Consider the following 26,725-nt stretch of genomic DNA (forward strand, 5'->3'; position numbering starts at 1 on the left):
GGTTCTCGAATTCATCCAGGGTTCAGGCCACCGCGCGCGGCGGATAGACCCGGGTAGGCACGAAAGGAATCAGGCAGATCAGGGCCACGGCGATGCAGGCCATGACCAGGTACAGGTCGGCCGAGGTCAGCACCAGCGCCTGGTCGTGGATGCGCCTGGCCAGGCCAGCGGCGTTATCGTCGACCAGCGGAGCGTTGCCCAGGCTGTCCACCAGGTGGTTGGAATGAAAGTGCCGGCGCAGGGTGCCAAGGGCGTCCAGCAGGCCACCGGCGATCACCGCAGCCAGGCCCTTGACGGTGTTGAACCAGCTGGAGGCGAACGGGCCTTCCTGCGGGGTCATGCCGTTGGTGGACAGCATCAGCAACGGCAGCACCGCCATCGGCTGGCCGAACACCTGCAGCAGGTAGAACGGGTAGAAGTCGCCACGGATCCATTCGCTGGTCAGCAGGCTGCTACCGACACAGGACACCGCCAGCATCGCCAGGCCGATGCCCAGTACCCAGCGGCAGTCCACCGCGCGGATGTTGCACAGCGCTGCGGTCAGCGGCAGGGCGATCAACTGCGGCATGGCCACCAGCATCATCAAGGGGCTGGTCTGCGCCGGCCGGTAGCCCTGGATCTGCGCCAGGTAGGCCGACGGAATGCTGCCCACACCCGACAGCACGACCAGCACGCCGGCCAGGGTCACCAGGGCGAAACTCAGGTTGCGCCGCGACAGCATGCGCAACTGGAAGAACGGCAGCGGCTCGGACCACTCGTTGTACATGAACAGCACCAGCAACAGCAGGCCACCGCCCAGCAGCCAGCAGATCAGTGGCGAGTCGAACCAGCCCCAGCGGTCGCCCAGCGACAGGCCCAGCACGATGCAACTGATGGCGGGCAGGCCGAGCAGCACGCCACGCCAGTCGAATTGCTTGAAGCGCTCCAGGCGCAGCGGGTCCTGTGGCAGGCCCCAGCCGACGCAGACGATGGCCAGCAACGAGGGCAGGATGATCTGCCAGAACGCCCATTGCCAGCCGACGTATTCGGTCCACAGCCCCGCCAGCGGCGTGCCGAGGTTGGGGCCGAAGGTGGCGGTCAGGGCATAGCAGGCCAGGCCGTAGACCTTGATGCCCGGCGGCAGGAAGCGCAGGGCCACGCTCATCAGCATCGGCGGCAAGGCGCCAGAGGCGAAGCCCTGCAGCACGCGCAGCAACATCAGGCTGTGCAGGTTGGGGGCGAACGGTTGCAGCAGGCCGAGTACGGCGAACAGGCCAATGGCGCTCATGGTGAAGCGCCGCAGCGAGAAGGTGGTGGCCAGCCACGGCGCGAAGGCCATGGCCGAGACCGAAGCGGCGCTGTACACCGCCAGCAGCCAGGCACCTTCGTCGGCCCCGATGCCCATGGCGCCACGGATATCGGCCAGGGAAATCTTGGTCACCGACTCGTTGAGGCCCGCGCACAGCACGGCCAGCAACACACCGAACAGCCCGACCACTACCTGCAGGCCGAACGCCGTCTGCGCAGGCGCGGCCGGCGCGGGGGCGGCGGCAGTTGCAGCAGACGGGGCGGACAGGGAACTCATGGGCAGACATCTCCAGCAACAAATTTGCGACTGGAGCAAGTCTAAGAAGGTCGAATGCTGACGAAAACTGACTTCTCGCTAGGTTTATGTTGCGCCAGACGCAATCCACTTTTTTGCAGGTCTGGCCCTATCGCCGGCAAGCCAGCTCCCATAGGGATCGCCTCAGGGCTGACAGATGCTGTGGCGAGCACCTGGCAACCCTGGTGCCCTTGCCAGAAACCATAGAATCTCCCACAGGTACTGCACAGGGCTTGAGATCAATGCGGTCGAGGTGGGAGCTGGCTTGCCGGCGATGAGGCCCTTACAGGCAATCAAGGATCAACACTGCAGCAAGCCTTCAAGGTCTGCCGCAACCACCTATGTGCCGGGTCATTGTGAAACCGCGGATGCCAAGCCTGCAGCACCGTCACCCGCTCCAGCGGTACCGGGATCTCGAACGATCGCAGTGGCAACCCGAGCTTGTGCACGCTGTTAAGGATATTCGCCGGCATCGGCAGGATCAGGTCCGAATCCGGTAGCGAGAACAGCGCCGAGTGAAAGCTCGGAGTAATCAATGCCACCCGCCGTTGCACCTTGAAGTTGGCCAGCTCGACATCGATCGGCCCGTTGGCCCGGCCACGGCGGGACACGCTGATCTGTGGATAACTGGCAAAGCTGGTCGGCGTGATCGGCTGCTCGAAGATCGGGTGGTCGCGCCGAGCCAGGCCCACATAGTAGGTCTGGAACAGGCTCTGCACCTTGATCTCCGGCCCCAGGTCCACGGTCGAGCTGATGATCAGGTCGGTACGCCCGTCACGCAACACGCTGTCGTCATCGCCGCCGGGGCTTTCCGGCACGAAGCGCAGCACCGTGCGCGGTGCCTGTTCGTGCATGCGGCGCAGCAGCTGGGCGCCATACAGGGCGATGAACAGGTCATTGGTGCGAATGTTGAAGGCACGGTCGAGCTTGGGCAGGTCGACTTCATCGGCGCTGCGGAACACTTCACCGGCCTGCTCCACCAGCGCCGCCACCTGCTCGCGCAAGGCCAGCGCCCGTGGCGTCGGCACCAGCCCACGGCCCGCACGCACCAGGATCGGGTCGCCCAACGCATCGCGGATACGACTCAGAGTCCTGCTCATGGCCGCCGGGCTCAGGTTCATGCGCTGCGCCGCGCCGACCACACTGCCTTCGTCGAGCAGGGCATCGAGGGCGACGAGCAGGTTCATGTCCGGGAGTTGCATGGCCGTTTTCCGTTACAGCTGGGGGAGTGGCGATGGTAGCAGGTTGGCGGATTGCACCAGACGCAATGCGCTCGTGCGTGGTGGGGCATTTATTCTGGACGGTGATTGGGTCATAACATTTGCAGTGCCTGCACCGGCCCTATCGCCGGCAAGCCAGCTCCCACAGGGATCCCACAATGCCTAAGGCCTGTGTTGAACCTGTGGGAGCTGGCTTGCCGGCGATAGGGCCAGGACAGGCAAATGATTAGCCAGCTTGAAACAAGGATCCCCAATGTCCACCCCCGTCCTGATCGCCATCGACGCCTCCCCCGCCGCCACCGCCCTGCTCACCCTCGCCCGCCGTTACTGCCGCCCCGGCGAACACGAATTGCACGTGCTGCTGGCCATCGACTCTACCTTCGCCGTGCACGAGCAACCCGCGCCCTACACCACCGAAGAGCTGGAGGAATACCCCGCCGCCTGCGAGGAACAGCACCAGGCCGACCACGCCGTGGCCGAGGCCGTTCACGAGTTGCAAAAGGCCGGCTTCGCCAGCCAGGGCTGCATGGTCGCCGGACAGCCGGTCGAGGCGATCGTGACCAAGGCGCAGGAGCTGAACTGCGAACTGATCATCATGGGCCACCGCCACCTGTCACGGTTGGGGCGGTTGCTGGACCCATCGATCAGTGCGAAGGTGATCGATAGGGTGATGGTGCCGGTGTTGGTGGGGGCAGCTTCTTAGCTGTCACCGGCGGCACAGCTAACCCAATTGGACCAAGCTTCGGGAAATCCGTCATAGCGGGTAAGCCAGGGTTTCAAATCGGGGCTCACCCAGCCAATGACCTCCAGGCAGAGCAGATGCCGTTGACGAATATCGGGCTCCAACCAGAGCAAGGCATCATGATGAGCTGCTCGATTACGTAGATCCCGAATCAAATTCAATACCTTTGAAATTTCATTTCTTTGTCGCCGTTTCTTCGGGCATCGGGGAAAGGCAAGGCGTAACTCCTTCCAGAACTCCTGTTCATGCCGGGTGTTGAGTAGGGAGACCCAAAACCCAAAGCTCAGATCAGAAATGATCTTGTCTGGTGTTGCTGCATGACGCTTCACCTTGATGGATGTTCTGGCTTTTTCAATTTCCGACCTGTCAACGCAAGTGAGCGACTCCGCAGCCTCCCACCAGTCGGCCCGCCCGTACTTGAGCCTCAAAGCCTGATGCATGGCGTTGCGAAGACTGACTTCCAGCACGTGAAGACAAGGGTAGATTGCTTGTCCTAACAGCATGTTGTGGGCATAGGCCGTAGCGGCGGCGGTTTTACGCGGGTTGATGGCGTACCGAGCAAGGCGAGGCTTGGAAAATGCCTGCTCTAGGGATTGGCTCCAGTCCTGGTTTGTCAAACTCGTCCATCCTGTATTAGCATTCGCAATGCAGCCCTATGTCGCCCTCTCCCAGAAGACCTGATGGTCATGCTGGTGATGACGCTAGGTACGTATCAATGGCCCCGCATCGCGGGGCCATTCCTTTTCCGGCCAACTGGCAGAGCAAACTGCAAGCGACGCGAAAACGGCATTGTGCAGTGCGAGCTACATGTGACTCATGACATCCGCTTCCTACCCTCATGTAGTCCTATTCCTAAAGACATAGATAGGCCCCGCCTCAACTCCGGCTAGCCCTCGCTCGGCTTCACCACCACCGTACAAGTCGTCCCCGCCGCCTCGTCGTGGTGGGGCCCACCTGACCACTTATCAGCGTGGTAATGCACTTGCATTGACCAGGCAATGCAGTCGCATTACCTTAGGACATCGCAGCAAGGCAGAGGATACGGCCCATGGCCACCAACTTCGAAGTCGAGTCCACGCTGACTGACCGCTATCAAACCACCGTTCCCGAAACGGTAAGGCGCGCGTTGGGCTTGAAAAAACGTGACAAGATCCATTACTCGATTCGCCCTGACGGTGGAGTGATACTCACCCGCGCAGAGGCAACCGAGGACGATCCGGTGCTGGGCCAGTTCCTGAATTTCCTGGCGCACGATATCGCTACCAATCCTCAACGGCTGCAGGTTGTCGATGCTGGCCTCATCGCTCGTCTCGACAAGCTTGTCGGCGACGCGGAGGTCGATCTGGATCAACCTCTGTCGGCGGATGATGAATGAGTGATGCGAACAGGAAGCCGCTGGTAATTCATGGATGGACTGTATTCGCCCACCCGCTGTTCCTTGCCAAGCTCGACGCGCTAAGCGCTCAAGTTCAGGCTCAGATGCAGAAAGACCCAACGGGTTACACGAAAAGGAATGCCTATAAACGGCTGGCGGCCATCAAGCGGTTGGCTTTTGATGTGATCCCCCGAGACCCGACAAAACCTGAGTACCGCCAAGGTGCAACGCTTGGTGGTGATCACAAGCACTGGTTCAGAGCAAAGTTCTTTCAGCAATACCGGCTGTTCTTCCGCTACCACACCCTCAGCAGGATCATCGTACTGGCCTGGGTCAATGACGAGTCGAGCAAGCGGGCCTACGAAAGTAACAACGATGCTTACAAGGTCTTTCAGAAGATGTTGCTTACTGGCCATCCACCAGACGATTGGGACCAGTTACTGCGAGAGGCGGCGGCTAATTGAACCAACTCGCTCATGCGCACCAGCTAACGCGGGCACTCTCAGAGAACTGCACATAATTCATTGAGTCAGCATTCTTACTGTGGGAGCGGGCGCGCCCGCGAACACCGGCGCAGCCGGTGCCAGCCACCGCGCTGGATTCTTCGCGGGCATGCCCGCTCCCACAGGGGCTGTGCAACCCGAAGGGCTGCCTTAGATCACCCTTCACTCGGCTTCACCACCACCGTACAAGTCGTCCCCGCCGCAAGCAAAAACCCTTCCGGCACTTCATCGATGTGAATGCGCACCGGTACCCGCTGCGCCAGGCGCACCCAGTTGAAAGTCGGGTTCACGTCGGCGATCAGCTCGCGGCTCTGCGGGTTGTCGCGGTCGTAGATGCCGCGGGCGATGCTCTCCACATGGCCCTTGATACGCTCGCCGCTCATCATCTGCAGCTCGGCCTGGTCACCTACCTTCACGTGCGGCAGCTTGGTCTCCTCGAAGAAGCCGTACACCCAGAACGAGTTCTCGTCGACCACGGCCATCACCGCCTCGCCAGTACGCGCATAGTCACCCTTGTGGATATTCAGGTTGGTCACGTAGCCGTCCACCGTAGCCACGATATGGGTGCGCTTGAGGTTCAACTCGGCCGCTGCCAGTTCGGCCTGGGCCTGCTGGTAGTCGGCCAGCGCCGAGTTGGCGATGTTGCTGGCGTCATCGCGGTTTTCCTTGGAGATCACCAGGTTGTCCATGTCGGCACGGCGCTTGGCGTTGACCTTGCGCATTTCCCAGGTGGCCTTGCGCGAAGCGACCAGCGCCTTGGCCTGGTCGACGGCCAACTGGTAGTGCTCGGGGTCGATCTGGATCAGCAAGTCGCCCTTCTTCACCCGTTGGTTGTCCTTGACCGGTACGTCCACCACATAGCCCGGCACGTCGGCGGCGACGTTGATGATGTCGGCGCGCACCCGGCCGTCACGGGTCCACGGGGTGGTCATGTAGTGCAGCCACAACTGGCGGCCGATGGCCACGGCAGCGACCAGCACCAGCAGGGTGGCGATCAGGCTGAAGAACTTTTTCATCGAAGGTTTCTCACCAGTAGACAGTAAGCGCCAGGGCGCCGAACAGGCAGACGAACAGGCTCAGGCGCAGCAGCGCCGGGTGCCAGAAGAAGCGGTAGCCATCATGGCTGGCGATGAACCGGTCCAGGCCCCAGGCCAGGCCCAGGGCGAACAGGAACATCAAGGTCATGGTGGGCATGTACACGCCATGGAAGGCGATCTCGCGGGGCATGGTTTCACGGAACATGGTGCAGTCCTTTCGCCGGTGCCAACGGCGACTGTGGGTCGAGCAGGGAAGAACGGATAAAGTGCAGGTAGCTTTGCGCACGGCGCAGCACCGAGGTGTCGAAGTGCCGGGCGAACGGTTCGTCGGTGGCCTGCACGCGGGCGATGGCATGGTCCACCGCCACCAGGGCGCGTTCGTGGTTGCTGGCGCTGGGCTGCAGGAACAACCGCGCCAGGGCACGGCCCATGACGCGGATCGCCTGGCGCCACGGCTGCGACTCGGCATAGGCCGGGTGCACCGGTGCGCGGGCCTGTTCCTTGCGCAGCTCGATGACGGCGTGGCCGATTTCCAGCACGGTGAACATCCAGCCCATCAGTTGGCTCTGCACCTGCGGCTTGCCGGCCGCCAGGCCATAGGCCTGGTGCAGCAGGTCGCGGGTGCGGCTTTCGAAAGCCGTGCCGATGCCGCGCAGGCGGCCGCTGATGGCGAACAGCACCTGCTCGCGCAGTTCCTGCTCCAGGCGGCTCCACAGCCAGCGGCTGTTGGGCGGCAGGATGATCGCCCCGGCGGCGGCGCAGACGAACATGCCGATGACCATGCCGATGTAGTCGTTGATGAAGGTGTACGGGTCATACACGGTCAGGTTGTTCGGCACCGAGCCGATGGCGAAGAACACCAGCAGGCCTATGCCATAGCCAGCATAGGCCGGGCGCGACGAAAGGAACGCACCGAGCACGAACACCGGCGCCAGCACCATGCACAGCAGCGGGAAGCCGTCGATCCAGGGGAACACGAAGAAGGTTTCGAAGAAGCCGACGAAGGCGCCGATGGCCGTGCCGCAAGCCATCTGGAACGACATGCGCTTGGGGTTCGGCGATGCGGCCGAAAGGCCCACGGTGACCGTGGCGATCAGGGTCATCATGGCGCCGCTGGGCCAGTCGCTGAGCAGCCAGTAACTGCCCAGCAGCAACAGCACTGCCGAGGCGCGCACACCAGCGGCCAGCGACACCAGCCAGCTGGTCTGCGCCACGTAGGGCTCGTCCCACTGCTCGCGTTCGTGCTTGTGCGCGGCCAGCGAGGCGTGGGTCTCGGCGTAGCTGTACATCTCGTCGACGAAGCGGTACAGCAGCTCGAACGCGGTGTGGAAGTCGAGCTGGTCGGCCGCGCTGGGGTCGGTCGCCAGGTATTCGGCACGCAGGCCACGCACCTGGGCTTGCAGGCCTTCCTTGTAGGCGGCCAGCTCCAGGGTCAGGCGCAATGCATCGGCGTCGGTCAACGCCCGCCCCACGTAGGGCTGCAGCAGCTCCACCAGCGTATTCAGGCCCGGTTCGATGGCACTGACGATCTGCAACGGGCCACGGGCCCGCAGGCGCTCCAGCAAGCGGTGCAGGGCATTGAAGCGCGTGGTGATGGCCATGAACTCGCTGTTCATGCGCACCAGGCGGCCACTGCGGCGGCGCATGTGCGGGTCTTCGAAGGCGGTGACGTTGCGCAGGCTCTCCAAGCCCACCGCCTCGGCGATAAAGCGCACGTTACTGCTTTCGAAACGGTCACGCTGGCTGTCACCGCGCAAGGCCTCGACCACCACCCCGGCGAACACGCCAAAGCGCTGGTACAGGGCGTTGCGCATGGCGGCACTGGCCGACTGCGGCAGGATCGCGGCGCTGACGAAGGTCGATACAAGAATGCCCAGGGCAATTTCCAGTACCCGCCATACCGCCGCCATGAACGCCTGGTCGGGGTGCTGCAGCACCGGCAGGCCGATCATCGCCGCGGTATAGCCGGCCAGCACGAAACCGTAGGCACGGAAGGTGCGGTAGCGCATGGCACCGGCCGAGCACAGGCCCACCCACAGCGCCAGGCTGGGCAGGAACAGCTCGGTGTTCTGCGGGAAGATGGCGATCAGCGCCACCATCATCGCCGAGCCGGCCAGGGTGCCGAGCACCCGGTAGAAGCTCTTGGCGAACACATGCCCGCTTTGCGGCTGCATGACGATGAACACGGTGATCATCGCCGTGCGCGGCTGCGGCAGTTCCAGGCGCATGGCCAGCCACAGGGTGATGAACGCCGCGGCCAGCACCTTGAAGATGTACACCCAGGTCACCCCGTCGGTACGCGCCCAGGCAAAGAAGCCCCGGCGCCATTCCAGGCTCTGCAGCCAGCGCACGGGCAAACTGGAAGTGCTCATTCGGCGTTTTCCGGCTGCTTGTCGAAAATGGCCAGGGTGGCCGGAGTCTTCGGCGCGGCCTGGCGTTGTTCGTCAGGCACATCCTGGCCGGCCTGCAAGCCGCCGCCCAGGGCAGTGACCAGCTCGGCATGGGCGATCAGGCGGGCGGCCTGCACCTGTTGCTGCACCTGTTGCTGGCGGAATAGCAGGGTCTGTGCGTTGAGCACGTTGAGGTAGTCGGTAAGGCCACGCTGGAAGGCGACCATGGCGATGTCGTAGGTTTTCTGCGCGGCAGCCACCGACTCGGCGGCGAAGTGCGACTGCTCTTTCATCGACTCGCGGCGGATCAGCTGATCGGAGATGTTCTTCAGCGCGCCGACCACGGTCTGGTTGTAACGCGCCACGGCCATGTCATAGCTAGCCGAGGCCACACCCAGTTGCGAGCGCAGGCGGCCACCGTCGAAAACCGGCAGGCTGATGGCCGGGCCGACGTTGTAGTTGAACTTGCGCCCGGTGAGGAATTCCAGCGGGCCACCACCGGTGGCCATGAAGCCCAGGCTGCCGACCAGGTCGACGTTGGGGAAGAAGCCGGCATGGGCGACATCGATGCCACGCGCCTGGGCGGCCACCTGCCAGCGGCTGGCGACTACGTCGGGGCGCTGGCCGACCAGTTCGGCAGGCAAGTTCGACGGCAGTTTCAGCGGTGCCGCCAGGGCCAGGGTCGGGCGCTGCAACTGCGCACCCTCCCCTGGGCCCTTGCCAGCCAGGGCGGCCAGCTGGTTGCGGGTCAGGGCGATTTCTTCGTCAAGGCTGTCGAGCTGGCGATGGGTTTCCGGCAGCGGCGCTTCGGCCTGGCTGACTTCGAAGTGGGTGCCGATACCGGCATCCAGACGGCGCTTGGCCAGGGCCAGGATCTGCTCTTGCTGTTCCAGCTCAGCCTTGACGATATCGCGCTGAGCGAAGTGCAGGCTCAGCTGGATGTAGGCGCGCACCAGGTTGTTCTGCAGCTCCAGCTGCGCCTGGCGGGCTTCGGCCACACTCATGTGCGCCTGGTCCACGGCCTGCTCGCTGGCGTTGCGTTCGCGGCCCCACAGGTCGAGGGCGTAGCTGAAGCCGATGGCGGCGTCGTTGTCCCAGGTGTTGGCACCGGACAGCGCGCCAGGGCCATAGAACTGGTCCTCAGGCCAGTTGTGGCGTTTGAGCGTGGCCTGGCCATTGGCCTGGAGCTTTTCCGACGACTCGACCACGCCGGCCATGGCCTTGGCTTCGCGCACCCGTGCGGCGGCCATGGCCAGGCTTGGGCTGCCGGCCAGGGCCAGGGCGATCCAGCGGTCCAGTTGTGGGTCACCATAGGCATGCCACCACTGCTGGTCGGGCCAGTGGGCGTCGCTGGCGGCTTCGCGTATGGCCGCGTCGGTGGTTAGCGTGTTGGCTTGCAGCGTCTTGCTTTGCGGGGCAATGCCCCAGGTTCCGATACAGCCGCTCAAGGTGAGGGCAAGGGCACAGGCACTGAACGCATTGAGCGTTCTGATGATGCGACGCGGCACAGCTGCGATTTCCCGAGGAAGAGGTGAAGGGGCCGGGCAATTCTAGGGGGCCGTAGCACTGGCGATAAGCGCAGATTCCTGCGAATCTTTGTTACCAAAACAGCGATAATCCGCCTTTGGTCGAAGGCAGCTTTTCATCTTTTTTACGTTACTTCGTGACACAATTTCGTCCTCTACATCGAGAGTGACCCATGGACACCCTGCAAAACATGCGTGCTTTCAGTTGCGTAGCGCAGCTAGGCAGCTTTACCGCTGCCGCGGCGCAGCTGGATACGACCACCGCGAACGTGTCGCGGGCGGTCTCCAACCTGGAAGCCCATCTGCAAACAAGGCTGCTCAACCGCACCACCCGCCGCATTGCGCTGACCGAAGCCGGCAAGCGCTACCTGATGCGTTGCGAACAGATTCTTACCTACGTCGAAGAAGCCGAGGCCGAGGCCAGCGACGCCCATGCCCGCCCGGCCGGGCAGTTGAAGGTGCATTCGATGACCGGGGTCGGCCAGCACTTCGTGGTCGATGCCATTGCCCGCTACCGCGAATCGCACCCGGACGTGACCTTCGACCTGACCATGGCCAACCGCGTGCCCGACCTGCTCGACGAAGGCTATGACGTGTCCATCGTGCTGGCCACCGAGCTGCCCGACTCGGGGTTCGTGTCGCAGCGCCTGGGCATCACCTACAGCATCGTCTGCGCTTCGCCCGCCTACATCGCCCGCCACGGCGTGGCGCACGAGCCCGCCGACCTGCTCAAGCATGCCTGCCTGCGCATGGTCAGCCCGGTGATCCCGCTGGAAAAGTGGCTGTTCGACGGCCCGGAAGGCCAGGAGATGGTCAACATCACCAGTTCGCCGTTCATGGTCAATACTGCCGATGCCATGAAGACAGCGATCCGCAGTGGCATGGGCGTGGGTGTGCTGCCGATCTATTCGGCCATCGACGGCCTGCGTGACGGCAGCCTGGTGCGGGTACTGCCCGAGTACCGCCTGCAAGAGTTGAACCTGTATGCCATCTACCCGTCGCGGCAATACCTGGATGCCAAGATCAAGACCTGGGTCGAATACCTGCGCAACTCGCTGCCGGAAATCCTCGCGGCGCATGAGGCGGACCTGAAAACCCATCAGGTGCTGATCGCCAACTGAGAAACATGCTGCATTACGGTGGTGGACAATGGTAGGTTGCTAACCATTGATTTCGCCTGCCCTGGCCCTTTCGCGGGCAAGCCCGCTCCTACAAGGAACCGCGTCCCCTGTAGGAGCGGGCTTGCCCGCGAAGAGGCCACTACAGCCACCACCGCCTTGCAGAGAAGTAGCCCGATGAAAAAGACCGTCCTGGCCTTCAGCCGTATCACCCCGGCCATGGCCGAGCGCCTGCAGCAAGACTTCAACGTGATCCTGCCCAACCCCAAGCTCGGCGACATCAACGCCCAGTTCAACGAAGCCCTGCCCGAGGCTCACGGCCTGATCGGCGTTGGCCGCAAGCTGGGCCGGGCGCAGCTCGAAGGTGCAGCCAAGCTCGAGGTGGTATCCAGCGTTTCGGTCGGTTACGACAACTATGACCTGGACTACTTCAACGAACGCGGCATCGCCCTCACCAACACCCCCGACGTGCTCACCGAAAGCACCGCCGACCTGGGCTTCTCGCTGATCATGGGCTGCGCCCGCCGCACCGCCGAGCTGGATGCCTGGACCAAGGCCGGCAACTGGCAGGCCACCGTGGGCCCGGCCCATTTCGGCAGCGATGTGCATGGCAAGACCCTGGGTATCGTCGGCCTGGGCAACATCGGCGCCGCCGTGGCACGCCGTGGCCACTTCGGTTTCAACATGCCGATCCTGTACAGCGGCAACAGCCGCAAGGCCGCGCTGGAACAAGAACTGGGCGCCCAGTTCCGCAGCCTGGAGCAGTTGCTGGCCGAAGCCGACTTCGTGTGCATCGTGGTGCCGTTGTCCGATGCCACCCGCAAGCTGATCAGCACCCGCGAGCTGAAGCTGATGAAGCCGAGCGCGTTCCTGATCAACATCGCCCGCGGGCCGGTGGTGGACGAAGCGGCACTGATCGAAGCACTGCAGAACGGCACCATTCGCGGTGCCGGCCTGGATGTGTACGAGAAAGAGCCTCTGAGCGACTCGCCGTTGTTCAAGCTGCCCAATGCCCTGACCCTGCCGCACATTGGCTCGGCCACTGCCGAAACCCGCGAGGCCATGGCCAACCGGGCGATGGACAACCTGCGTGCGGCGCTGCTGGGTGAGCGGCCGCGGGACCTGGTGAACCCGCAGGTGTGGAAGGGCTGATAGGCCTGTATTGCCTGCACCGGCCTCTTCGCGGGTAAACCCGCTCCTACACGTGTGCGAGGCCATCAGGCGCCTGCGCGTCCCTTGTAGGAGCGGGCTTGCCCGCGAAAGGGCCAGTGCAGGCAACCCATCACCTATTTGGCAACCACAACCCCCCCAGTCACCTTGGCCCGGGGCTTGCGAAACACCAGCACATTGCCCGCCATCACCGCCACCAGCCCGAGCAAGGCCGGTGCCGTCCACTGATAGCCCTCGGCCACCGCCGATACATTCAACGCCACCAACGGGAACAACACCGTGCAGTACGCCGCCCGCTCCGGCCCCATGCGCCCGACCAGGGTCAGGTAGGCGGTAAAGGCAATCACCGAGCCCGGCACCACCAGGTACAGCAGCGAGCCGATATACCGCGCGTTCCATTCCATGCTGAACGGCACGCCACTGACCACACAGAACACCGCCAGCATCGCTGCCCCGTAGACCATGCCCCAGGCGTTGGTGGTCATCGGCTTGAGCCCGGCCTTCTGCTGCATGCTCGAGAGCATGTTGCCGGCCGAGAAGCACAGCGTGCCAAGCAGGGCCAGGCCAAGGCCGTACAAGGTCTCACGGCTGGCCGCGTGGTGCGATAGCTCCGGCCAGAACAGCAGGCCCAGGCCAAGCAAGCCCAGGGCCCCGCCGCCAAGCACATTGCTGGCGATTTTCTGGCCGAAGAAGATCCGCGCATTGAGCGCGTTCCACAAGGTGGCGGTGGAGAACACCACGGCGATCAGGCCGCTGGCGATCCACTGGCTGGCGCTGAGGAAGCAGATGAAGTTGACGCAGAACAGGCACAGGCCCTGGGCCAGGCAGATCTGGTGGCCACGCCGGTTCATCGGCTGCAGACGGCGGGTGAGCAGCAGGAAGGCGAACAGGATCAGGCCGGCCAGGGCGAAGCGGTAGACGATCGAGACCGGGATGGCGACCACGCCCAGCTGGAGTTTCAGGGCAATCCAGGTGGTGCCCCAGATCAGGACGGTGAGCAGGTAGAGTGACAGGTTCATCAGTGGGGCTCCTCAGGCGATCGACCATACAACCCGGGGCCGCTGTGCGGCCCATCGCCGGCAAGCCAGCTCCCACAGGTACAGCGTCACCCTCAAGCTGGGCGCTGTACCTGTGGGAGCTGGCTTGCCGGCGATCGAGGGCACAGCCCTCGCCAATGCAATCAGTGTTTGCCCTGCCCGACACTTTGCGCTTGCACAAACTTGCGCATTTGTCCCGCCGGTGGCTGTAAGCCAGCCCAAGGCGCAGTAGGATGGGCCTCAGAGGAACCGCCCATGACTCCACTCACCCAGCTGCAAGTGTTCAACGCCATGCACGCCTCGCCCCACGCCCGGCTGGAGCTGAGCGCGCACCTGGGCGACGGGCTGGCGGCGGCGTTGTGGAGCAACCGCGACGATGCCCGCGACTATCAGGCCCCGAGCCATCACACCCTGTCGTGCTACATCGCCGACGGCACCGGCACCTTCCGCCGCCAACGCCCGGCCGACAAGGGCGCGCCGAACAAGCTATGCATCATGCCGGCCGGGCAGGAATCGAACTGGGTGGTCAATGGCGCGATCCGCCTGGCGCACCTGTATGTCAGCGAGGCGCAGTTCGCCTTGGGCTGCGTTCGCCTGCTCGACCGTGAACCGCGTGAACTGCAACTGCAGGAGGCGACCTTTCTCGACGACCCGCAGCAAGCCACGCGCTTTCGCCAACTGGTCACCCTGGACTGGGACGAACCCGCCGAGCGCCTGCTGGCCAGCAGCCTGGCCCAGGAGATCGTCGACCATGCGCTGCTCAGCCAGGTTGGCCTGCGCCAGGGCCTGCGCCTGAAAGGCGGGCTGGCGCCGAACCTGCGCCGGCAGCTGGTCGACTACATCGAGGCGCATATGGACCAGCCCATCACCCTGGGCGAGCTGGCCTTGCGCTGCAATCTGTCCGAATACCACTTTGCGCGCATGTTCCGCGCCAGTTTCGGGTTGCCGCCGCACCAGTACCTGCTGGCCCGGCGGCTGCACCGGGCTTGCCAATTGTTGCGGGTGGGGATGATGCCGCTGGGGGAGATTGCCCTGTTGTGCGGGTTTGCCAGTGCCAGTCATTTCAGCAACCGGTTCAGACAGGCGATTGGGGCAACGCCGGGGGCGTTTCGTTTGGCCTTCAATTCTTGAAATTGGGGCCGCTTTGCGGCCCTTCGCGGGCAAGCCCGCTCCTACAGGGAATCGCGTAACCCTTGTAGGAGCGGGCTTGCCCGCGAAGGGCTGCAAAGCAGCCCCAGCTCTCTAGAACTCGAAAGTACTCGAAAGGCTCACCTGCCGCGCATCCCCGATGGCCACGAAATACTGGTTCACCGCCGAGCTGTAGTACACCTTGTCGAACAGGTTCTTCACGTTCAGTTGCAGCCGAACATTGTGCTCGTCGAGCTTGGTCTCATAGCTGGCAAACGCATCGGCCACAGTATAGGACGGCAAGTCGAAGGTATTAGTCGCATTGCCGGCCCGCTCGCCCACGTAACGCGCCCCGGCGCCAAAGCGCAGGCGGTCGCCGCCGAACAGGCTGCCGAAGTCATACACTGCCGACAACGAGCCGCTGTGCTTGGCCACGTTCTGCAGCCGGTTGCCCTTCAGGTCCGGGTCCTTGGTCACCTTGGCATCGGTGTAGGCATAGCTGCCGATCAGGCTCCAGCGCTCGCTGAGCTGCCCGGTCAGGTCCAGCTCGACACCGCGCGAATTGACTTCACCGGCGTTGCTGTACAGCGTCTCACCGGTGCCGCTGTCGAAGTTGGCGACCAGCACGTTGCGCTTGGTGATGTCGAACAACGCCAGGGTACCGGTCAGGCTGCCCGGCATGTCGAGCTTGGCACCCAGCTCCCAGGACTTGCCCTCCTCCGGCGCCACCGATGAATCCAGCACCAGCCCGCCGGTCAACGGCGCAATGCTGGAGTTGGGCTTGAACGACTCGCTGTAGCTGCCATAGAACGACAGCTGCTCATCGACCTTGTAGACGATGCCGGCATGCGGCACCCAGGCCTGGCCGCTGTTGTCGGTGTTGGCCTTGAATGGGCGACCGCGGCCGGCATACTGGTCGAATTGCTGGAAGCGTGCACCGGCTACCAGAATCCAGTGTTCGTCCAAGTGCAGTGCATCCTGCAGGAAAATCGCGTCGGTACGCAGCTTGTCGGTCTGATCACTGTCGCTGGCGCGTACCGTGCTGCCTTCCACTTCCTGGCCGTAGACCGGGTTCACGTAGCTGAACGTGGACTGCGCGGTCTGGCGGATCAGGTCGCCACGAAAGATCTTGCGGTCTTCGTGGTCGATGCCGAACAGCAGGTCGTTTTGCAGGCCCGCCAGCTCGACTTTACCGCTGAGGCTCAAGGTAGCGAACTGGTCACGACTCATGGCGTTGTGGGTACCGTCGATACTGCGGGTCAAGGTGCCCTTGGCCTCGTTCACGCCAGTGACGCGGACCTGGCTGGCATCGTAGGTTTCGCGGTTGAAGCTGTAGCCGAAGTGCAGCTTCCAGGCGTCATCCAACTGGTGGTCGACCTCCAGGCGGTACAAGTCGGAGCGCCCTTCCATGTCGTTGAACGGCTCATCCAGGCGCCGTGTTGCCGGTATGTCGAGCGGGTGGCCGTCACTGCCGAACGCCGTGCCACGGTCGAAGGGATAGAGGAATTCACGGTGCTCATAGGCCAGTACCACCTGGGTGTCTTCGCCCAGCCAGGCCAGCGAGGGTGCCACCAGCGATTCGCGGTGCACGCCGTAGTTGCGCCAGTAGTCCTCGTCCTCATGGTCGACGACCAGGCGGTAGGCGAAATTGCTGTCACCCAGCGCGCCGGTGCTGTCGAAGCCGCCGCCACTGCCGTTCTTACCGCTGCCGTAGGTCGAGCCGCGCACGCTCAGGGCGTTGTACTGCTGCAGTTGCGGACGCTTGCTGACCACGTTGATCACCCCGCCCGGGTCCTGGATGCCGTACAGCAGCGAGGCCGGCCCCTTGAGCACTTCGACCCGCTCGGTGCTGGCGTTGAGGCTGCGGCCCTGCACGATGGGCATGCCATCACGCATGATCGAGCCGTCGCGGTTATCGCCGAAGCCGCGCTTCATCACGGTGTCGGCAGTGCCGCCGAAGTTGTTGCCCTGGGTGATGCCGCTGACGTTGGTCAGGGCGTCGTCGAGGTTGCGCGGTGCCTGGTCGCGGATGACCTGTGCCGGGACCACATTGATCGCCTGGGGGATGTCCTGGCTCGGGCCTTGGCCGCGCATGATCGAAGCTGTGGCCGGGGGCTGGTAGCTGTAGTCGTCCAGTTGCGAGGTGACGGTGGTGGCCTGCAAGTTGAGGGCTGCGGAGGTGTCCACCGCTTCCAGGGTCAGGGTGCGTGCATCGACGCGGCGCCACGCCAGCCCGGAGGTACCCAGCAACTGTTGCAAGGCCTGTTCGGCGCTGTACTTGCCATTCAAAGCCGGGGCCTGCACACCTGCCAGCTCGAGGGTGTAGACCACACTCTGGCCAGTGGTCCGGCTGAACGCATTGAGTGCCTGGGCCAGGGGCTGAGCCGGCTGGGCGAAGGTGTAGGCCTGCACCTGCTCGGCGGCGCTGGCCAGGGGGACGACAGCCACGGCCGGGAACACAGCAAGGCTTAGCCAGAGAGGGACGCAACGCGGGGTGAACTTCATGGACGCTGACCTGTGAGAGGGATATGACTGCGAATCAATCGCACTTCCACTCATTACACGGATGCCACGTCCTGTTACCTCACCCGTTGCCTCAAATTATTTTTCCTGCACCGGCCTCTTCGCGGGCTTGCCCGCTCCCACAAGTACTGCACCGTATTCGAAACTTGTGCAGTCCCTGTGGGAGATCACCCAGCCCTATGGGCTGCGCTGTCGCGCAGAGAACTCAATTCGTAAGCGCGACGCGGCCTGTGTGGGAGCGGGCAAGCCCGCGAAGAGGCCGGTGCAGGTAATTACCGGATCAGCGTCAACCGCCCCAACACGGTCTGCCGCGAAAAGCCCATCACCTTGCCCAGCGAATCCAGCGCCAGCAACGGCTCGGCCAGCGGGAAACTGCCGCTGACCTTGCGCTGCCCCAACTCACCATCGAGCAACAGGATACGCCCCGGGTAATAACGCCCAAGGTCCTCGACCACCTGTGCCAGCGGCACCTGGTAGTAATTCAGCCAGCCCTGTCGCCAGGCCAGGCGGTTGTCGCTGTCCACCGCCAGGGTCTCGCCCACCCGGCCTGCGGCGTAGGCCACTTGCTGGTTGGCCGTCAACTCACGCGCGACCATTCCCTGCACCGGGCTCACCGCCACCCGCCCGCTACGCACCGTGACCTGGGCGCCATCGCCCTGCTCGCGCACCTCGAACTGGGTGCCGAGCACCCGCACCTCGCCACCGGCCGCCTCGACCAGGAACGGCTCACCGGTACGCACAACCTGGAAGAACGCCGCACCGTGCAACAACCGCACGCGGCGCTCGCCCTGGGCGAAGTCGACCGCAATAGCGCTGCCCGCATCCAGTGTCACCTGCGACTGGTCGGCCAGGGTTACCTGGCGAACCTGCCCGGCACTGCTGTAGTCGGCCTGCAGGTCCTGCAGCCAGTACCCCGGATGCCAACCACCGGCAACGCCCAAAGCCAGCACCAGGCAGGCAGCCACCGCCAGCGCGGCCAGCCGCTGGCGCCACGGGCGCCTGCCCGGCGGCCTGGCCATGGCATCCAGATAGCGTTGCAGGCCTTCACGTTCTTCGTCGGCCAAGCGTGCCGCCGGGGCGGCGCTCTTGTGCCACAGTGCCTGGGCCTGGGCGTAGGCTGCCCGGTGCCCCGGGTCGGCCAGCAACCAACGCTTGAACGCCGCACCCTCGGCTTGCCCGGGCTGCTCGTTGATGCGGCTGAGCCATTGCAGGGCGGCCTGGGCTTGCGCCTCGGTGATTGGAGGTAAACGGCTCATCGACGGGCACTCCCTGGCCGGCGTGGGGTGGACGCGGGTTCGGCAACACTCGCCTTGCACGCTTCGAGGGCGCGCATCATATGCTTTTCCACGGCGCTCTGGGACAGTTGCATGGCTTTGGCGATCTCGCCGTACTTGCAGCCGTGGATGCGGTTGAGCAAAAAGATTTGCCGGGTGCGTTCAGGCAAGGCGCGCAAGGCGGCCTCGATGCGCTGCAAATCGTGGTCGACCTCCAGGGCCTGTTCCGGCGCCTGGGCCATGGCCGCTTCATCCACCGGCGACGCAGCTTCGGCCACCCGCTCACGACTGCCCTCGCTGCGCAAGTGGTCGATGGCCAGGTTACCGGCGCAACGCAACAGGTAGGTGTCCAGCGCCTCGACCTTGACCTCGGGGCGGCGCCAGAAGCGCAGGAACAGCTCCTGGACCAGGTCCGATGCCGTGGCGCGGCAACCGACCCGGCGGCTTACCAGCGCCTCCATGCGCGCCCGCTGGGCCATGAACACCTGGACGAAACGCGCACGCCCACTACCGCCCTCGGCGTCGGGCTCGCTCATGTCTACCGGCTCGCTCACAGGTTCACCCAGCGAACACGGCCAGCAGCGGCCCCAGCACCACGCTGGCGGCGGCCAGGCCCAGCAGCAGGCGGGGCTGGTACGGCAGGCCGAACACCCACAGGGTCACCCCGGCCATCATCACCGCCGTCCACTCCACCAGGCCATGGGCCCAGCCACGCAACTGCACGCTGAGGACCAGCGACAGCACCAGCAGCAACCAGCCAGCGGCGCGCAGCACACGCAACTGCCCGCGGCGAGGCTTGCGCCCGAGCAAATCGCTGAAGTGTTTTTCCATGGCCAGGCACAGGGCGACGAAACCCGCGAATGCGATCAATGCGTTCCCCAGCATCAGCTTGCCTCTGCCGTTTCAGTGCTCGGTTTTTTTGCCGCACGCGGGCGCTTGGCCACAGGCTTTGGGCGGCGCAGCATCTTGCCGGCCAGCCAGGCCAGGAACAGGCCGGTGCCCAGCGCCGTCAGGTCGAAGCCAGCCATGGCCCAGTCACCCGCCGGCAGCGAATGGTTCAGGCCCTGGCCGGTGGTCAGGCCGTTGAGCAGCGGCAGCAAGGCAAAGGCCAGCGCGCCCAGCGCCAGTTGTTCGCCCCAGGCCCGGCGCCCGCTGCGCAGCACGGCATGTAGCAGCGACAGGCCCCAGGCGATGAAGAAGGCGTTGATCTCCCAGTCGGCGCGGCCTTCGACACCCACCGGGACCAAACGGTTGGCCCAGAAGAAGCCCGCCACCGCCAGCAGCAGGCCGCTCATGCTGGCGATATTGAGCACCTCGACCAGGCGCAGTTCGCCCGGCAGGCGCTCGCTCTTGGCGTGCTTGAGCTGGCGCTTGCCCAGCCACATCACCAGCCCGGTACCGATCACCGCGGTACCGGCCACGCCAAAGAAGAAGTACAGCCAGCGCAGCCAGGGGCCGGCGAAGTTGCCCATGTGCAGGCCGGCGAAGCTGAAGGCGGTCATCATTGCCCCGCTCTCCGGCTTGCCCTGGCTCAGCAGCGCACCACTGGCGCCATCGAAGGTCCAGTTGGCGCTGCGCCGGTAGGCCACGTGGTCGGCAGCCGACTGGGCGAAGGTGACGCGGGCATTGCTGTCACCCGGGTTCTGCACCTGGATGTTGCCGATGCGGGCGCCCGGCTGCAGCTCCTGGACCTTGGCATACAGGCTCGGCAGCGCCACCAGCGGCGTGGCTACCTGGGCTGCCTTGGGCGCATCGTCGCGGCCGAACAGGTCGTTGAAGTACTTGTCGGTGTCATTGCCATAGCTGGCCATGATGCCCGCGGGCATCACCATGTACATGAACAGCACCAGGCTGCTGTAGCTGATCATCAGGTGGAACGGCAGCACCAGCACGCCGATGGCGTTGTGCCCGTCCAGCCAGGAGCGCTGGCCCTTGCCTGGGCGGAAGGTGAAGAACTCCTTGAAGATCTTCTTGTGGGTGATGATGCCGGTGACCAGCCCCAGCAGCATGATCAAGGCGCAGAAGGTCGACAGCCAACGGCCGAAGGGGTACGGCATCTGCAGCTGGAAGTGGAAGCGGTAGAAGAACTCGCCACCGCGGCTGTCGCGCGCCTCCACCGGCTGGCCGGTCTGGGTATCGAGGGTCTTGCTGACGAAGCCGCGCGGCCCGCCATTGGGGTCGCGATAGCCCACGCTCAGGGCGGCCTCGCGCTCGTTGGGCATGCGGATGAACCAGGTACCCGAATGCCCGGCATTGTCCTGCAGGTAATGCTGGGCCATCTCCAGGCTATGTGCCGGGTCCAGGGCATGGCTACGCACTTCGGGCTGCGCCCAGTGGGTGATTTCTTCCTTGAAATACGACAGCGTGCCGGTGAGGAAGATGGCGAACAACAGCCAGCCAAAGATCAGGCCGGTCCAGGTGTGCAGCCAAGCCATGGCCTGGCGGAAGCCTTCTTTCATGGGTTTTTCATCCAGTAGGCGATTGCGCTGATCATGCCCAATAGCAGGCTTGGCGCCAGTACGCCCAGCCAGGCGCGCCAGGCACTGCGGCAGGCGAAGCACCAGATGAATGCCAGCAGGTAGAAGACGAACGAAAGCAGCAGGCCGGAGAGCGTGGCATCGACCTTTGGCAGCGGCGCTACCAGGGCAATGCAGACGCTGGCCATGGACGCCAGCAGGTAGCCGCCCAGCAGCGCAGCCAGGCTGCGAGAGGTCACGGCCAGGCGATAGCTGAGCGGGAGGCCGGCGGTTTTGCGCATCATGGCGAAGGTCCGGGCGTTTGCGGGGCTGCAATAATAATGATTTCAATTCTCACAAGCAAAGGCTGGACGATAGGTTGCCTGTTCTGGCCCTATCGCGGGCAAGCCAGCTCCCACAGGGATTGCACAAGGCCTGAAGGCTGCGGGGTACTTGTGGAAGCTGGCTTGCCGGCGATAGGGCCAGGCGACATTGCCGAGAGATCGGCCACTCAATATAATGCGAACAATTCTTACTACCAGTTGCGCTGCATAGCGCCGGAGTATCACGGTGCCCAGCGCGCTCTCTTCCACGGTCGAAGGCCTCTACCACGCCCATCACAACTGGCTCACCGGCTGGCTGCGTCGCCGCCTGGGCTGCCCGCAGAGTGCCGCCGACCTGGCCCAGGACACCTACCTGCGCCTGCTCCAGGCCCGCGAAGCGCCACAGCTGGTCGAGCCACGTGCGTTCCTCGCCACCGTCGCCAAGCGCGTGCTGTGCAACCACTTCCGCCGCCAGGAACTGGAACGCGCCTACCTGCAGGCCTTGGCACAGGTGCCAGAAGAGGTGGCGCCGAGCGAGGAGCAGAAGGCGCTCATCTTCGAGACCCTGCTGGAACTCGACAGCCTGCTGGACGGCCTGCCCCCATTGGTCAAACGCGCCTTCCTGCTGGCCCAGGTCGATGGCCTGGGCCAGGGCGAAATCGCCCGCGAGCTGGGCATTTCGCTGGCCACGGTCAAGCGCTACCTGAGCAAGGCGGCCATGCGCTGCTATTTCGCCCTGTGAACGCCACGTTTTCCCCGCAGGTGGCGGAGCAGGCCGTGCATTGGCTGATCGAGTCCCAGGGCGATGATTTCGGCCAGGTGCAACAGTTGGCGCTGGAACACTGGCTGCAAGCCGACCAGGAACACCAGCGGGCCTGGGCCCATATCCAGCAGGTCAACCAACGGTTGCGCGGTGTGTCATCGCCGGTGGTGCACGCGACGCTGCAAGCCCCGCACTCGCCGGCCCGGCGGCGGGCGCTCAAGGCCTTGCTGCTGGTGGGCGTGGCCAGTGCCACCGGGCTTGGCCTGCAACAACACGGCACATTGCCCGGGCTGATGGCCGACTACCGCAGCCCGGTCGGCCAACGTCGGCGCCTGCCGCTGGCCGACGGCAGCGTGCTGCAACTCAACACCCGCAGTGCCGCCGACGTGCGCTTCGACAGCCAGCAGCGCTTGGTGCGGCTGTTCGAAGGCGAACTGGCGCTGCAGGTGGCCAGCGATGCACGGCCCTTGCTGTTGCGTACCGGTGAGGGCGCGCTACGCCTGGACGGCGGGCGCTTCAACGTGCGCCAGTTCGACGGCTACAGCCTGGTGTCGGTGTTCGAGGGGGCTGCCAGTGCAGGCGGCCAGCCGCTGCTGGCCGGGCAACAGGCACGCTTCACGGGCGCTTGGCGCTCGGTCTCGGCGCTCGACCGTAATGTGGCGGCCTGGGTCGACGGCATGCTGGTGGCGTCGCAGATGCGCCTGGCGGATTTTCTCGCCGAGCTTGGGCGCTATCGCCATGGGCAGTTGGGGTGTAGCGAACGGGTCGCCGACTTGCGCATTTCCGGGTCGTATCCGCTGGATGACAGCGAGCGCATTTTGCAAATGCTGGAGGTGGCGCTGCCTGTGCGGGTGCGGCGATTTACCCGGTACTGGGTGACAGTGGAGCCCAAAATCAGCTGAAGCAGGCCTGGCCTCATCGCCGGCAAGCCCCACAGGTACTGCACAGGGCTTGAGGCCAATCTGGTCGAGGTGGGAGCTGGCTTGCCGGCGATGAGGCCGGTACAGACAACATTTTTTCAATCGACTGAGCCATTTTCCCAGCCTCGCGTGACAGACATGGCAGAACCCCTCTTTACAGGACCCGCCCCATGCCGTTGCGCCCCAGCCCCTTCATCCACGCCCTGCTGCTCACCACCAGCCTCGGCCTGGCCATGCCCGCCGCCCACGCCGAAACCCGCACTTACCACATCGCCGCCGGCTCGCTTGAACAAGCCCTCAACCAGTTCGGCCGCGAAAGCGGTGCGCTGATCTCGTTCGGCTCGCAACTGACCCAGGGCATCGACACCCAAGGCCTGGACGGCCAGTACGACGTGCGCCAGGGCCTGGACGCGCTGCTGCGCGGCAGCGGCCTGCAGGCGCGGCAGGAAACCGACAACGCCTTCAGCCTGCAGCCCGTCGCCAGCCCCACCGCAGGTGCCGCAGTCGAGCTTGGCGCCTCCACCGTGGTCGGCGACTGGCTGGCCGAAGCGCAACAGGACAATGTGTTCGAACACCCCGGCGCCCGCGACGTGGTGCGCCGTGAAGAGTTCGAGCGCAACGGCGCCACCACCGCCCGCGAGGTACTCAACCGCATCCCCGGGGTCAACGCCCCCGACAACAACGGCACCGGTAGCCACGACCTGGCACTGAACTTCGGCATCCGCGGCCTCAACCCACGCCTGGCCTCGCGTTCGACCGTACTGATGGACGGCATCCCGGTGCCCTTCGCGCCGTATGGCCAGCCGCAGCTGTCGCTGGCCCCGCTGAGCATGGGCAACATGGACGCCGTGGATGTGGTGCGCGGCGGCGGCGCGGTGCGCTATGGCCCGCAGAACGTCGGCGGCATCGTCAACTTCGTCACCCGGGCGATCCCTGAGCAGGCTACGTTCAAGGCCGCCATGCAAAACCAGATCAGCCCGTCCTCCAGCCACGACGGTTTCAAGAACAGCGCCAACCTGCTGGTCGGCGGCACCAATGACAACGGCCTGGGCGGCGCCCTGCTCTACTCCGGCACCCGCGGTGGTGACTGGCGCGAGCACAGCGACACTCAGATCGACGACCTGATCCTCAAGGGCAAGCTGCAACTCGACGAAGCCAACAGCCTGCACGCCATGGCCCAGTACTACGAGGGCGAGGCCGACATGCCCGGCGGCCTGAGCACCGCCGATTTCGCTGCCGACCCGTACCAGTCGACGCGCCCAAAGGACAAGTTCTGGGGCCGCCGTACCCTGTTCAACTTCGGCTACGACTACAAGCAGGACGACCGCCAGTTCAGCGTCAACAGCTTCTTCACCAAGACCCTGCGCAGCGGCTACCTGGACCAAGGCAGCTTCGTTTCGCTGTCGCCGCGCGAGTACTGGGTGCGCGGCCTCGAAACCCGCTTCTCGCAGGGCGTGGCGCTGGGCGACAGCTGGCACGAGCTGGGTATCGGCTACCGCTACGTCAACGAGGCCGGCCACGAACTGCGCTTCCGCGAACCGCTCAATGGCGACCTGCCGACCACTGCCAGCCGCAACGACCGCGACACTCGCGGCAGTACCGAAGCCCACGCCATCTACCTCGATGACCGCATCGACATCGGCCGCTGGACCATCACCCCGGGCGTGCGCTACGAGATGATCGACTCCGAGCAAAGCAACAAGCTCAACGGCCAGCGCTACCAGGGCAGCTACAACACCGCGCTGCCGGCACTTAACGTGATGTACCACCTGACCGACAGCTGGAACCTCTACGCCAACACCGAAGGCTCGTTCGGCAGCGTGCAGTACAGCCAGATGCCCAACCGGGTCAGCAGCGGCGAAGTAAAACCGGAAAAGGCCCGCACCTGGGAAGTCGGTACCCGTTACGACAACGGCGACCTGCAGGCCGAGATCGGCGCGTTCCTGATCAACTTCGACAACCAGTACGAGAGCAACCAGACCAACGATTCGGTGATCGCCCGTGGCGAAACCCGCCACCAGGGTATCGAGACCAGCGTCCGCTACGCACTGGACGGCCTGAGCCCGGCCCTGGCCGGCTTCGACGTGCATGCCAGCTATGCGTTCGTCGATGCCACCATCCGCGAGGACGGGCCGAACAAGGGTAACCAGGTGCCGTTCTCGTCGCGGCACAAGGGCACCTTGGGCGTGGCCTACACCGAAGGGCCCTGGCAGTTGAACCTGGACAGCAGCTTCCAGAGCAGCCAGTACGCCGACAACGCCAACACCAGCACGGAAAGTGCCGATGGCAGCACCGGGCGTATTCCTGGCTACATGCTGGTCAGCACCCGCGCCGGGTACGACTTTGGCCCGCAGTTGTCGAACCTGAAGGTGGCGGTGGGAGTGAAGAACCTGTTCAACCGCGAGTACTACACGCGCTCTTACGATGACAACAACAAGGGCAAGTACGTGGGTGAACCGCGTACGTTGTATGTGCAGACGTCGGTGGAGTTCTGACCAATTGAATGGGGCTGCTGTGCAGCCCATCGCAGGCAACCAGCTCCCACAGGTACTGCGCCAGTCTCAAGGGCTGCGCTGTACCTGTGGGAGCTGGCTTGCCTGCGATGGGCCGCACAGCGGCCCCATCTGCAACAAGAAATTTATTTTCAAAAAGGGCTTGAATTCGTTGCTCGGTTGCCTGACCTTAGAGTCAAGAGGCGCAGAAATTCCAAGGGTCTCAAGGGCCTAGGCGCGTCTCCATGCGAGCAAGCTGAATAAGGATTGAATCATGCAAATCCAGGTCAACAGCAGCAACCATTTCGAAAGCAACGCCCGGCTCGACCAGTGGGTCCGCAGCACACTGCAGAACTCGCTGGAACGTTACGAAGAGGACCTCACCCGTATCGAGGTCCACCTGCGCGACGAGAACGGCGCCAAGCCCGGACCGCATGACAAACGCTGCCAGATGGAGGCTCGCCCCAAAGGCCACCAACCGATTTCCGTGACCCACACCGCCACTTCGCTGGACCAGGCAGTCGATGGCGCAGCCGCCAAGCTGAACCACGCGCTGGAACACTTCTACGGCAAGCTGCGCAGCAAGCGCGGCGCTCTGGAACTGAGTGACCCAGACGCCTGATCCACGCCAGCAAGCAAGAACGCCCGGCAAATGCCGGGCGTTTTCGTATGCGCAAGGTAAAGCCTGGTCAGTATTCCACTGCCTGCAGCAAAGGTTGCGGGAACAGGTTGTCCAATGTTTCCAGCAGGCGCGCGTAATAGATGGGCTTGCGGAAGAACTCCAGCACCTGCAAGCGCAGCAGGTCACTGACAGCATCCATGTCGGCATGGCCGGACATGACGATCACCGGAAGATGCTGACGGAACGTGTGGTCGCGCAGGCGCTTGATCAAACCCAGGCCGCTTTCTTCCGGCATGCACAGGTCGGTGATGACTACGGCAATATCCGGATAGCGAGTGAGCAGTTGCAGGGCGGCTTTCACCGACCCGGCGGTATGGCAGCAGAAGCCTTCACCCTCCAGAAGTTCGGCCAGCTCGAGCAGGACGTCTTCCTCGTCATCCACCAAGAGAATCTGCTGACGCGAGGGAGCGTTCTGCATGTTTGACTCCTGTTCATCCTGATCAATGGCCTACACCGAAGTGCCT

At 64.2% G+C, this 26,725-nt stretch carries 25 protein-coding genes; 10 read left to right on the forward strand and 15 right to left on the reverse strand.

Annotation, left to right across the window (positions count from 1 at the left end; translation table 11 throughout):
* Window positions 1-22 precede the first annotated feature (22 nt).
* Window positions 23-1,564 (reverse strand): MFS transporter, encoded by a 1,542-nt coding sequence (locus tag TZ03_RS14455; protein WP_051098648.1) that lies wholly within the window; start codon window positions 1,562-1,564, stop codon window positions 23-25.
* A 311-nt stretch (window positions 1,565-1,875) separates the two neighbouring features.
* Complete coding sequence (locus TZ03_RS14460; RefSeq protein WP_009685043.1) at window positions 1,876-2,784, reverse strand: LysR family transcriptional regulator; 909 nt, start codon at window positions 2,782-2,784, stop codon at window positions 1,876-1,878.
* Window positions 2,785-3,055: 271 nt separating this feature from the next.
* Between TZ03_RS14460 and TZ03_RS14465 the strand changes: the two genes are divergently transcribed.
* Window positions 3,056-3,505 carry a universal stress protein gene (locus TZ03_RS14465; protein WP_051098650.1) on the forward strand — a complete coding sequence of 150 codons (450 nt, stop codon included), beginning with the start codon at window positions 3,056-3,058 and terminating at the stop codon, window positions 3,503-3,505.
* Here the strand turns inward: TZ03_RS14465 and TZ03_RS14470 are convergent.
* Window positions 3,502-4,161 carry an Abi family protein gene (locus TZ03_RS14470; protein WP_051098652.1) on the reverse strand — a complete coding sequence of 220 codons (660 nt, stop codon included), beginning with the start codon at window positions 4,159-4,161 and terminating at the stop codon, window positions 3,502-3,504. The genes TZ03_RS14465 and TZ03_RS14470 overlap by 4 nt on opposite strands.
* A gap of 431 nt (window positions 4,162-4,592) precedes the next feature.
* Between TZ03_RS14470 and TZ03_RS14475 the strand changes: the two genes are divergently transcribed.
* Together TZ03_RS14475 and TZ03_RS14480 are read left to right on the forward strand one after the other, a co-directional pair.
* On the forward strand, window positions 4,593-4,919 hold the full coding sequence (locus TZ03_RS14475) for a type II toxin-antitoxin system PrlF family antitoxin (RefSeq protein ID WP_051098654.1): 327 nt from the start codon (window positions 4,593-4,595) through the stop codon (window positions 4,917-4,919).
* Window positions 4,916-5,383 carry a type II toxin-antitoxin system YhaV family toxin gene (locus tag TZ03_RS14480; protein WP_051098656.1) on the forward strand — a complete coding sequence of 156 codons (468 nt, stop codon included), beginning with the start codon at window positions 4,916-4,918 and terminating at the stop codon, window positions 5,381-5,383. Before TZ03_RS14475 ends, TZ03_RS14480 begins: the two co-directional genes overlap by 4 nt.
* Window positions 5,384-5,577: 194 nt before the next feature.
* Here the strand turns inward: TZ03_RS14480 and TZ03_RS14485 are convergent, their stop codons facing one another.
* From TZ03_RS14485 to TZ03_RS14500, 4 genes are read right to left on the reverse strand one after another with little or no spacing between them, the layout of a single operon-like run.
* Window positions 5,578-6,438: an HlyD family secretion protein gene (locus TZ03_RS14485; protein ID WP_051098657.1), complete on the reverse strand. Its 861-nt coding sequence runs from the start codon at window positions 6,436-6,438 to the stop codon at window positions 5,578-5,580.
* Window positions 6,439-6,448: 10 nt separating this feature from the next.
* Complete coding sequence (locus TZ03_RS14490) at window positions 6,449-6,649, reverse strand: DUF1656 domain-containing protein (RefSeq protein ID WP_051098769.1); 201 nt, start codon at window positions 6,647-6,649, stop codon at window positions 6,449-6,451.
* A 4-nt stretch (window positions 6,650-6,653) separates the two neighbouring features.
* Window positions 6,654-8,831 (reverse strand): FUSC family protein, encoded by a 2,178-nt coding sequence (locus tag TZ03_RS14495; RefSeq protein WP_051098658.1) that lies wholly within the window; start codon window positions 8,829-8,831, stop codon window positions 6,654-6,656.
* Entirely contained in the window at window positions 8,828-10,357 is a 1,530-nt protein-coding gene (locus TZ03_RS14500) for an efflux transporter outer membrane subunit (RefSeq protein ID WP_051098659.1), read from the reverse strand. The genes TZ03_RS14495 and TZ03_RS14500 overlap by 4 nt, the downstream gene beginning before the upstream one ends.
* Window positions 10,358-10,548: 191 nt before the next feature.
* Between TZ03_RS14500 and TZ03_RS14505 the strand changes: the two genes are divergently transcribed.
* Both TZ03_RS14505 and TZ03_RS14510 read left to right on the forward strand, forming a co-directional pair.
* Window positions 10,549-11,496 carry a LysR family transcriptional regulator gene (locus TZ03_RS14505; RefSeq protein ID WP_051098660.1) on the forward strand — a complete coding sequence of 316 codons (948 nt, stop codon included), beginning with the start codon at window positions 10,549-10,551 and terminating at the stop codon, window positions 11,494-11,496.
* A 174-nt stretch (window positions 11,497-11,670) separates the two neighbouring features.
* Complete coding sequence (locus TZ03_RS14510) at window positions 11,671-12,645, forward strand: 2-hydroxyacid dehydrogenase (RefSeq protein ID WP_051098661.1); 975 nt, start codon at window positions 11,671-11,673, stop codon at window positions 12,643-12,645.
* Window positions 12,646-12,779: 134 nt separating this feature from the next.
* Here TZ03_RS14510 and TZ03_RS14515 read toward each other — a convergent pair whose 3' ends face one another.
* Window positions 12,780-13,682, reverse strand: a complete 903-nt coding sequence (locus TZ03_RS14515; protein WP_051098664.1) for a DMT family transporter — start codon at window positions 13,680-13,682, stop codon at window positions 12,780-12,782.
* Between the two features lie 273 nt (window positions 13,683-13,955).
* On the opposite strand from TZ03_RS14515, the gene TZ03_RS14520 reads away from it, so the two are divergent.
* Entirely contained in the window at window positions 13,956-14,831 is an 876-nt protein-coding gene (locus TZ03_RS14520; RefSeq protein WP_051098666.1) for a helix-turn-helix domain-containing protein, read from the forward strand.
* Window positions 14,832-14,942: 111 nt separating this feature from the next.
* Here TZ03_RS14520 and TZ03_RS14525 read toward each other — a convergent pair whose 3' ends face one another.
* From TZ03_RS14525 to TZ03_RS14550, 6 genes are all read right to left on the reverse strand, one after another.
* Window positions 14,943-17,333, reverse strand: a complete 2,391-nt coding sequence (locus TZ03_RS14525; RefSeq protein WP_051098668.1) for a TonB-dependent siderophore receptor — start codon at window positions 17,331-17,333, stop codon at window positions 14,943-14,945.
* Between the two features lie 290 nt (window positions 17,334-17,623).
* Window positions 17,624-18,607 (reverse strand): FecR family protein, encoded by a 984-nt coding sequence (locus TZ03_RS14530; RefSeq protein ID WP_051098670.1) that lies wholly within the window; start codon window positions 18,605-18,607, stop codon window positions 17,624-17,626.
* Window positions 18,604-19,161, reverse strand: coding sequence for an RNA polymerase sigma factor (locus tag TZ03_RS14535; RefSeq protein WP_177328464.1), 558 nt, complete (start codon window positions 19,159-19,161; stop codon window positions 18,604-18,606). Before TZ03_RS14535 ends, TZ03_RS14530 begins: the two co-directional genes overlap by 4 nt.
* A 22-nt stretch (window positions 19,162-19,183) precedes the next feature.
* A complete protein-coding gene (locus tag TZ03_RS14540) occupies window positions 19,184-19,510 on the reverse strand; it encodes a DUF3325 domain-containing protein (protein ID WP_051098675.1) in 327 nt (108 codons plus the stop codon).
* Window positions 19,510-21,084: a PepSY-associated TM helix domain-containing protein gene (locus TZ03_RS14545; RefSeq protein WP_051098676.1), complete on the reverse strand. Its 1,575-nt coding sequence runs from the start codon at window positions 21,082-21,084 to the stop codon at window positions 19,510-19,512. The genes TZ03_RS14540 and TZ03_RS14545 overlap by 1 nt, the downstream gene beginning before the upstream one ends.
* Complete coding sequence (locus TZ03_RS14550) at window positions 21,081-21,386, reverse strand: DUF3649 domain-containing protein (protein ID WP_051098678.1); 306 nt, start codon at window positions 21,384-21,386, stop codon at window positions 21,081-21,083. Before TZ03_RS14550 ends, TZ03_RS14545 begins: the two co-directional genes overlap by 4 nt.
* Window positions 21,387-21,651: 265 nt before the next feature.
* Here TZ03_RS14550 and TZ03_RS14555 point away from each other — a divergent pair, with 265 nt between their 5' ends.
* From TZ03_RS14555 to TZ03_RS14570, 4 genes are all read left to right on the forward strand, one after another.
* Complete coding sequence (locus tag TZ03_RS14555; RefSeq protein ID WP_051098680.1) at window positions 21,652-22,146, forward strand: sigma-70 family RNA polymerase sigma factor; 495 nt, start codon at window positions 21,652-21,654, stop codon at window positions 22,144-22,146.
* Window positions 22,143-23,069: a FecR domain-containing protein gene (locus TZ03_RS14560; RefSeq protein ID WP_051098684.1), complete on the forward strand. Its 927-nt coding sequence runs from the start codon at window positions 22,143-22,145 to the stop codon at window positions 23,067-23,069. The genes TZ03_RS14555 and TZ03_RS14560 overlap by 4 nt, the downstream gene beginning before the upstream one ends.
* A gap of 188 nt (window positions 23,070-23,257) precedes the next feature.
* Complete coding sequence (gene fecA / locus TZ03_RS14565) at window positions 23,258-25,582, forward strand: TonB-dependent Fe(3+) dicitrate receptor FecA (RefSeq protein WP_051098686.1); 2,325 nt, start codon at window positions 23,258-23,260, stop codon at window positions 25,580-25,582.
* Window positions 25,583-25,853: 271 nt separating this feature from the next.
* Window positions 25,854-26,201 (forward strand): HPF/RaiA family ribosome-associated protein, encoded by a 348-nt coding sequence (locus TZ03_RS14570; RefSeq protein WP_051098688.1) that lies wholly within the window; start codon window positions 25,854-25,856, stop codon window positions 26,199-26,201.
* Between the two features lie 67 nt (window positions 26,202-26,268).
* Here the strand turns inward: TZ03_RS14570 and TZ03_RS14575 are convergent, their stop codons facing one another.
* Window positions 26,269-26,679, reverse strand: coding sequence for a response regulator (locus TZ03_RS14575; RefSeq protein ID WP_051098690.1), 411 nt, complete (start codon window positions 26,677-26,679; stop codon window positions 26,269-26,271).
* Between the last annotated feature and the right edge of the window lie 46 nt (window positions 26,680-26,725).

Origin of the sequence: Pseudomonas sp. 10-1B (assembly GCF_000935045.1) — a bacterium.
Taxonomy (GTDB): Bacteria; Pseudomonadota; Gammaproteobacteria; order Pseudomonadales; family Pseudomonadaceae; genus Aquipseudomonas.

Excerpts from the sequence above, each read along its gene's own strand:
- TZ03_RS14455 (WP_051098648.1), bottom strand. The coding sequence starts at position 1,564 with ATGAGTTCCCTGTCCGCCCCGTCTGCTGCAACTGCCGCCGCCCCCGCG.
- TZ03_RS14505 (WP_051098660.1), top strand. The coding sequence starts at position 10,549 with ATGGACACCCTGCAAAACATGCGTGCTTTCAGTTGCGTAGCGCAGCTA.
- TZ03_RS14495 (WP_051098658.1), bottom strand. The coding sequence starts at position 8,831 with ATGAGCACTTCCAGTTTGCCCGTGCGCTGGCTGCAGAGCCTGGAATGG.
- TZ03_RS14530 (WP_051098670.1), bottom strand. The coding sequence starts at position 18,607 with ATGAGCCGTTTACCTCCAATCACCGAGGCGCAAGCCCAGGCCGCCCTG.
- TZ03_RS14520 (WP_051098666.1), top strand. The coding sequence starts at position 13,956 with ATGACTCCACTCACCCAGCTGCAAGTGTTCAACGCCATGCACGCCTCG.
- TZ03_RS14525 (WP_051098668.1), bottom strand. The coding sequence starts at position 17,333 with ATGAAGTTCACCCCGCGTTGCGTCCCTCTCTGGCTAAGCCTTGCTGTG.
- TZ03_RS14475 (WP_051098654.1), top strand. The coding sequence starts at position 4,593 with ATGGCCACCAACTTCGAAGTCGAGTCCACGCTGACTGACCGCTATCAA.
- TZ03_RS14575 (WP_051098690.1), bottom strand. The coding sequence starts at position 26,679 with ATGCAGAACGCTCCCTCGCGTCAGCAGATTCTCTTGGTGGATGACGAG.
- TZ03_RS14490 (WP_051098769.1), bottom strand. The coding sequence starts at position 6,649 with ATGCCCCGCGAGATCGCCTTCCATGGCGTGTACATGCCCACCATGACC.
- TZ03_RS14485 (WP_051098657.1), bottom strand. The coding sequence starts at position 6,438 with ATGAAAAAGTTCTTCAGCCTGATCGCCACCCTGCTGGTGCTGGTCGCT.
- TZ03_RS14510 (WP_051098661.1), top strand. The coding sequence starts at position 11,671 with ATGAAAAAGACCGTCCTGGCCTTCAGCCGTATCACCCCGGCCATGGCC.
- fecA (WP_051098686.1), top strand. The coding sequence starts at position 23,258 with ATGCCGTTGCGCCCCAGCCCCTTCATCCACGCCCTGCTGCTCACCACC.
- TZ03_RS14515 (WP_051098664.1), bottom strand. The coding sequence starts at position 13,682 with ATGAACCTGTCACTCTACCTGCTCACCGTCCTGATCTGGGGCACCACC.
- TZ03_RS14535 (WP_177328464.1), bottom strand. The coding sequence starts at position 19,161 with ATGAGCGAGCCCGACGCCGAGGGCGGTAGTGGGCGTGCGCGTTTCGTC.
- TZ03_RS14570 (WP_051098688.1), top strand. The coding sequence starts at position 25,854 with ATGCAAATCCAGGTCAACAGCAGCAACCATTTCGAAAGCAACGCCCGG.
- TZ03_RS14480 (WP_051098656.1), top strand. The coding sequence starts at position 4,916 with ATGAGTGATGCGAACAGGAAGCCGCTGGTAATTCATGGATGGACTGTA.
- TZ03_RS14545 (WP_051098676.1), bottom strand. The coding sequence starts at position 21,084 with ATGAAAGAAGGCTTCCGCCAGGCCATGGCTTGGCTGCACACCTGGACC.
- TZ03_RS14465 (WP_051098650.1), top strand. The coding sequence starts at position 3,056 with ATGTCCACCCCCGTCCTGATCGCCATCGACGCCTCCCCCGCCGCCACC.
- TZ03_RS14550 (WP_051098678.1), bottom strand. The coding sequence starts at position 21,386 with ATGATGCGCAAAACCGCCGGCCTCCCGCTCAGCTATCGCCTGGCCGTG.
- TZ03_RS14540 (WP_051098675.1), bottom strand. The coding sequence starts at position 19,510 with ATGCTGGGGAACGCATTGATCGCATTCGCGGGTTTCGTCGCCCTGTGC.
- TZ03_RS14460 (WP_009685043.1), bottom strand. The coding sequence starts at position 2,784 with ATGCAACTCCCGGACATGAACCTGCTCGTCGCCCTCGATGCCCTGCTC.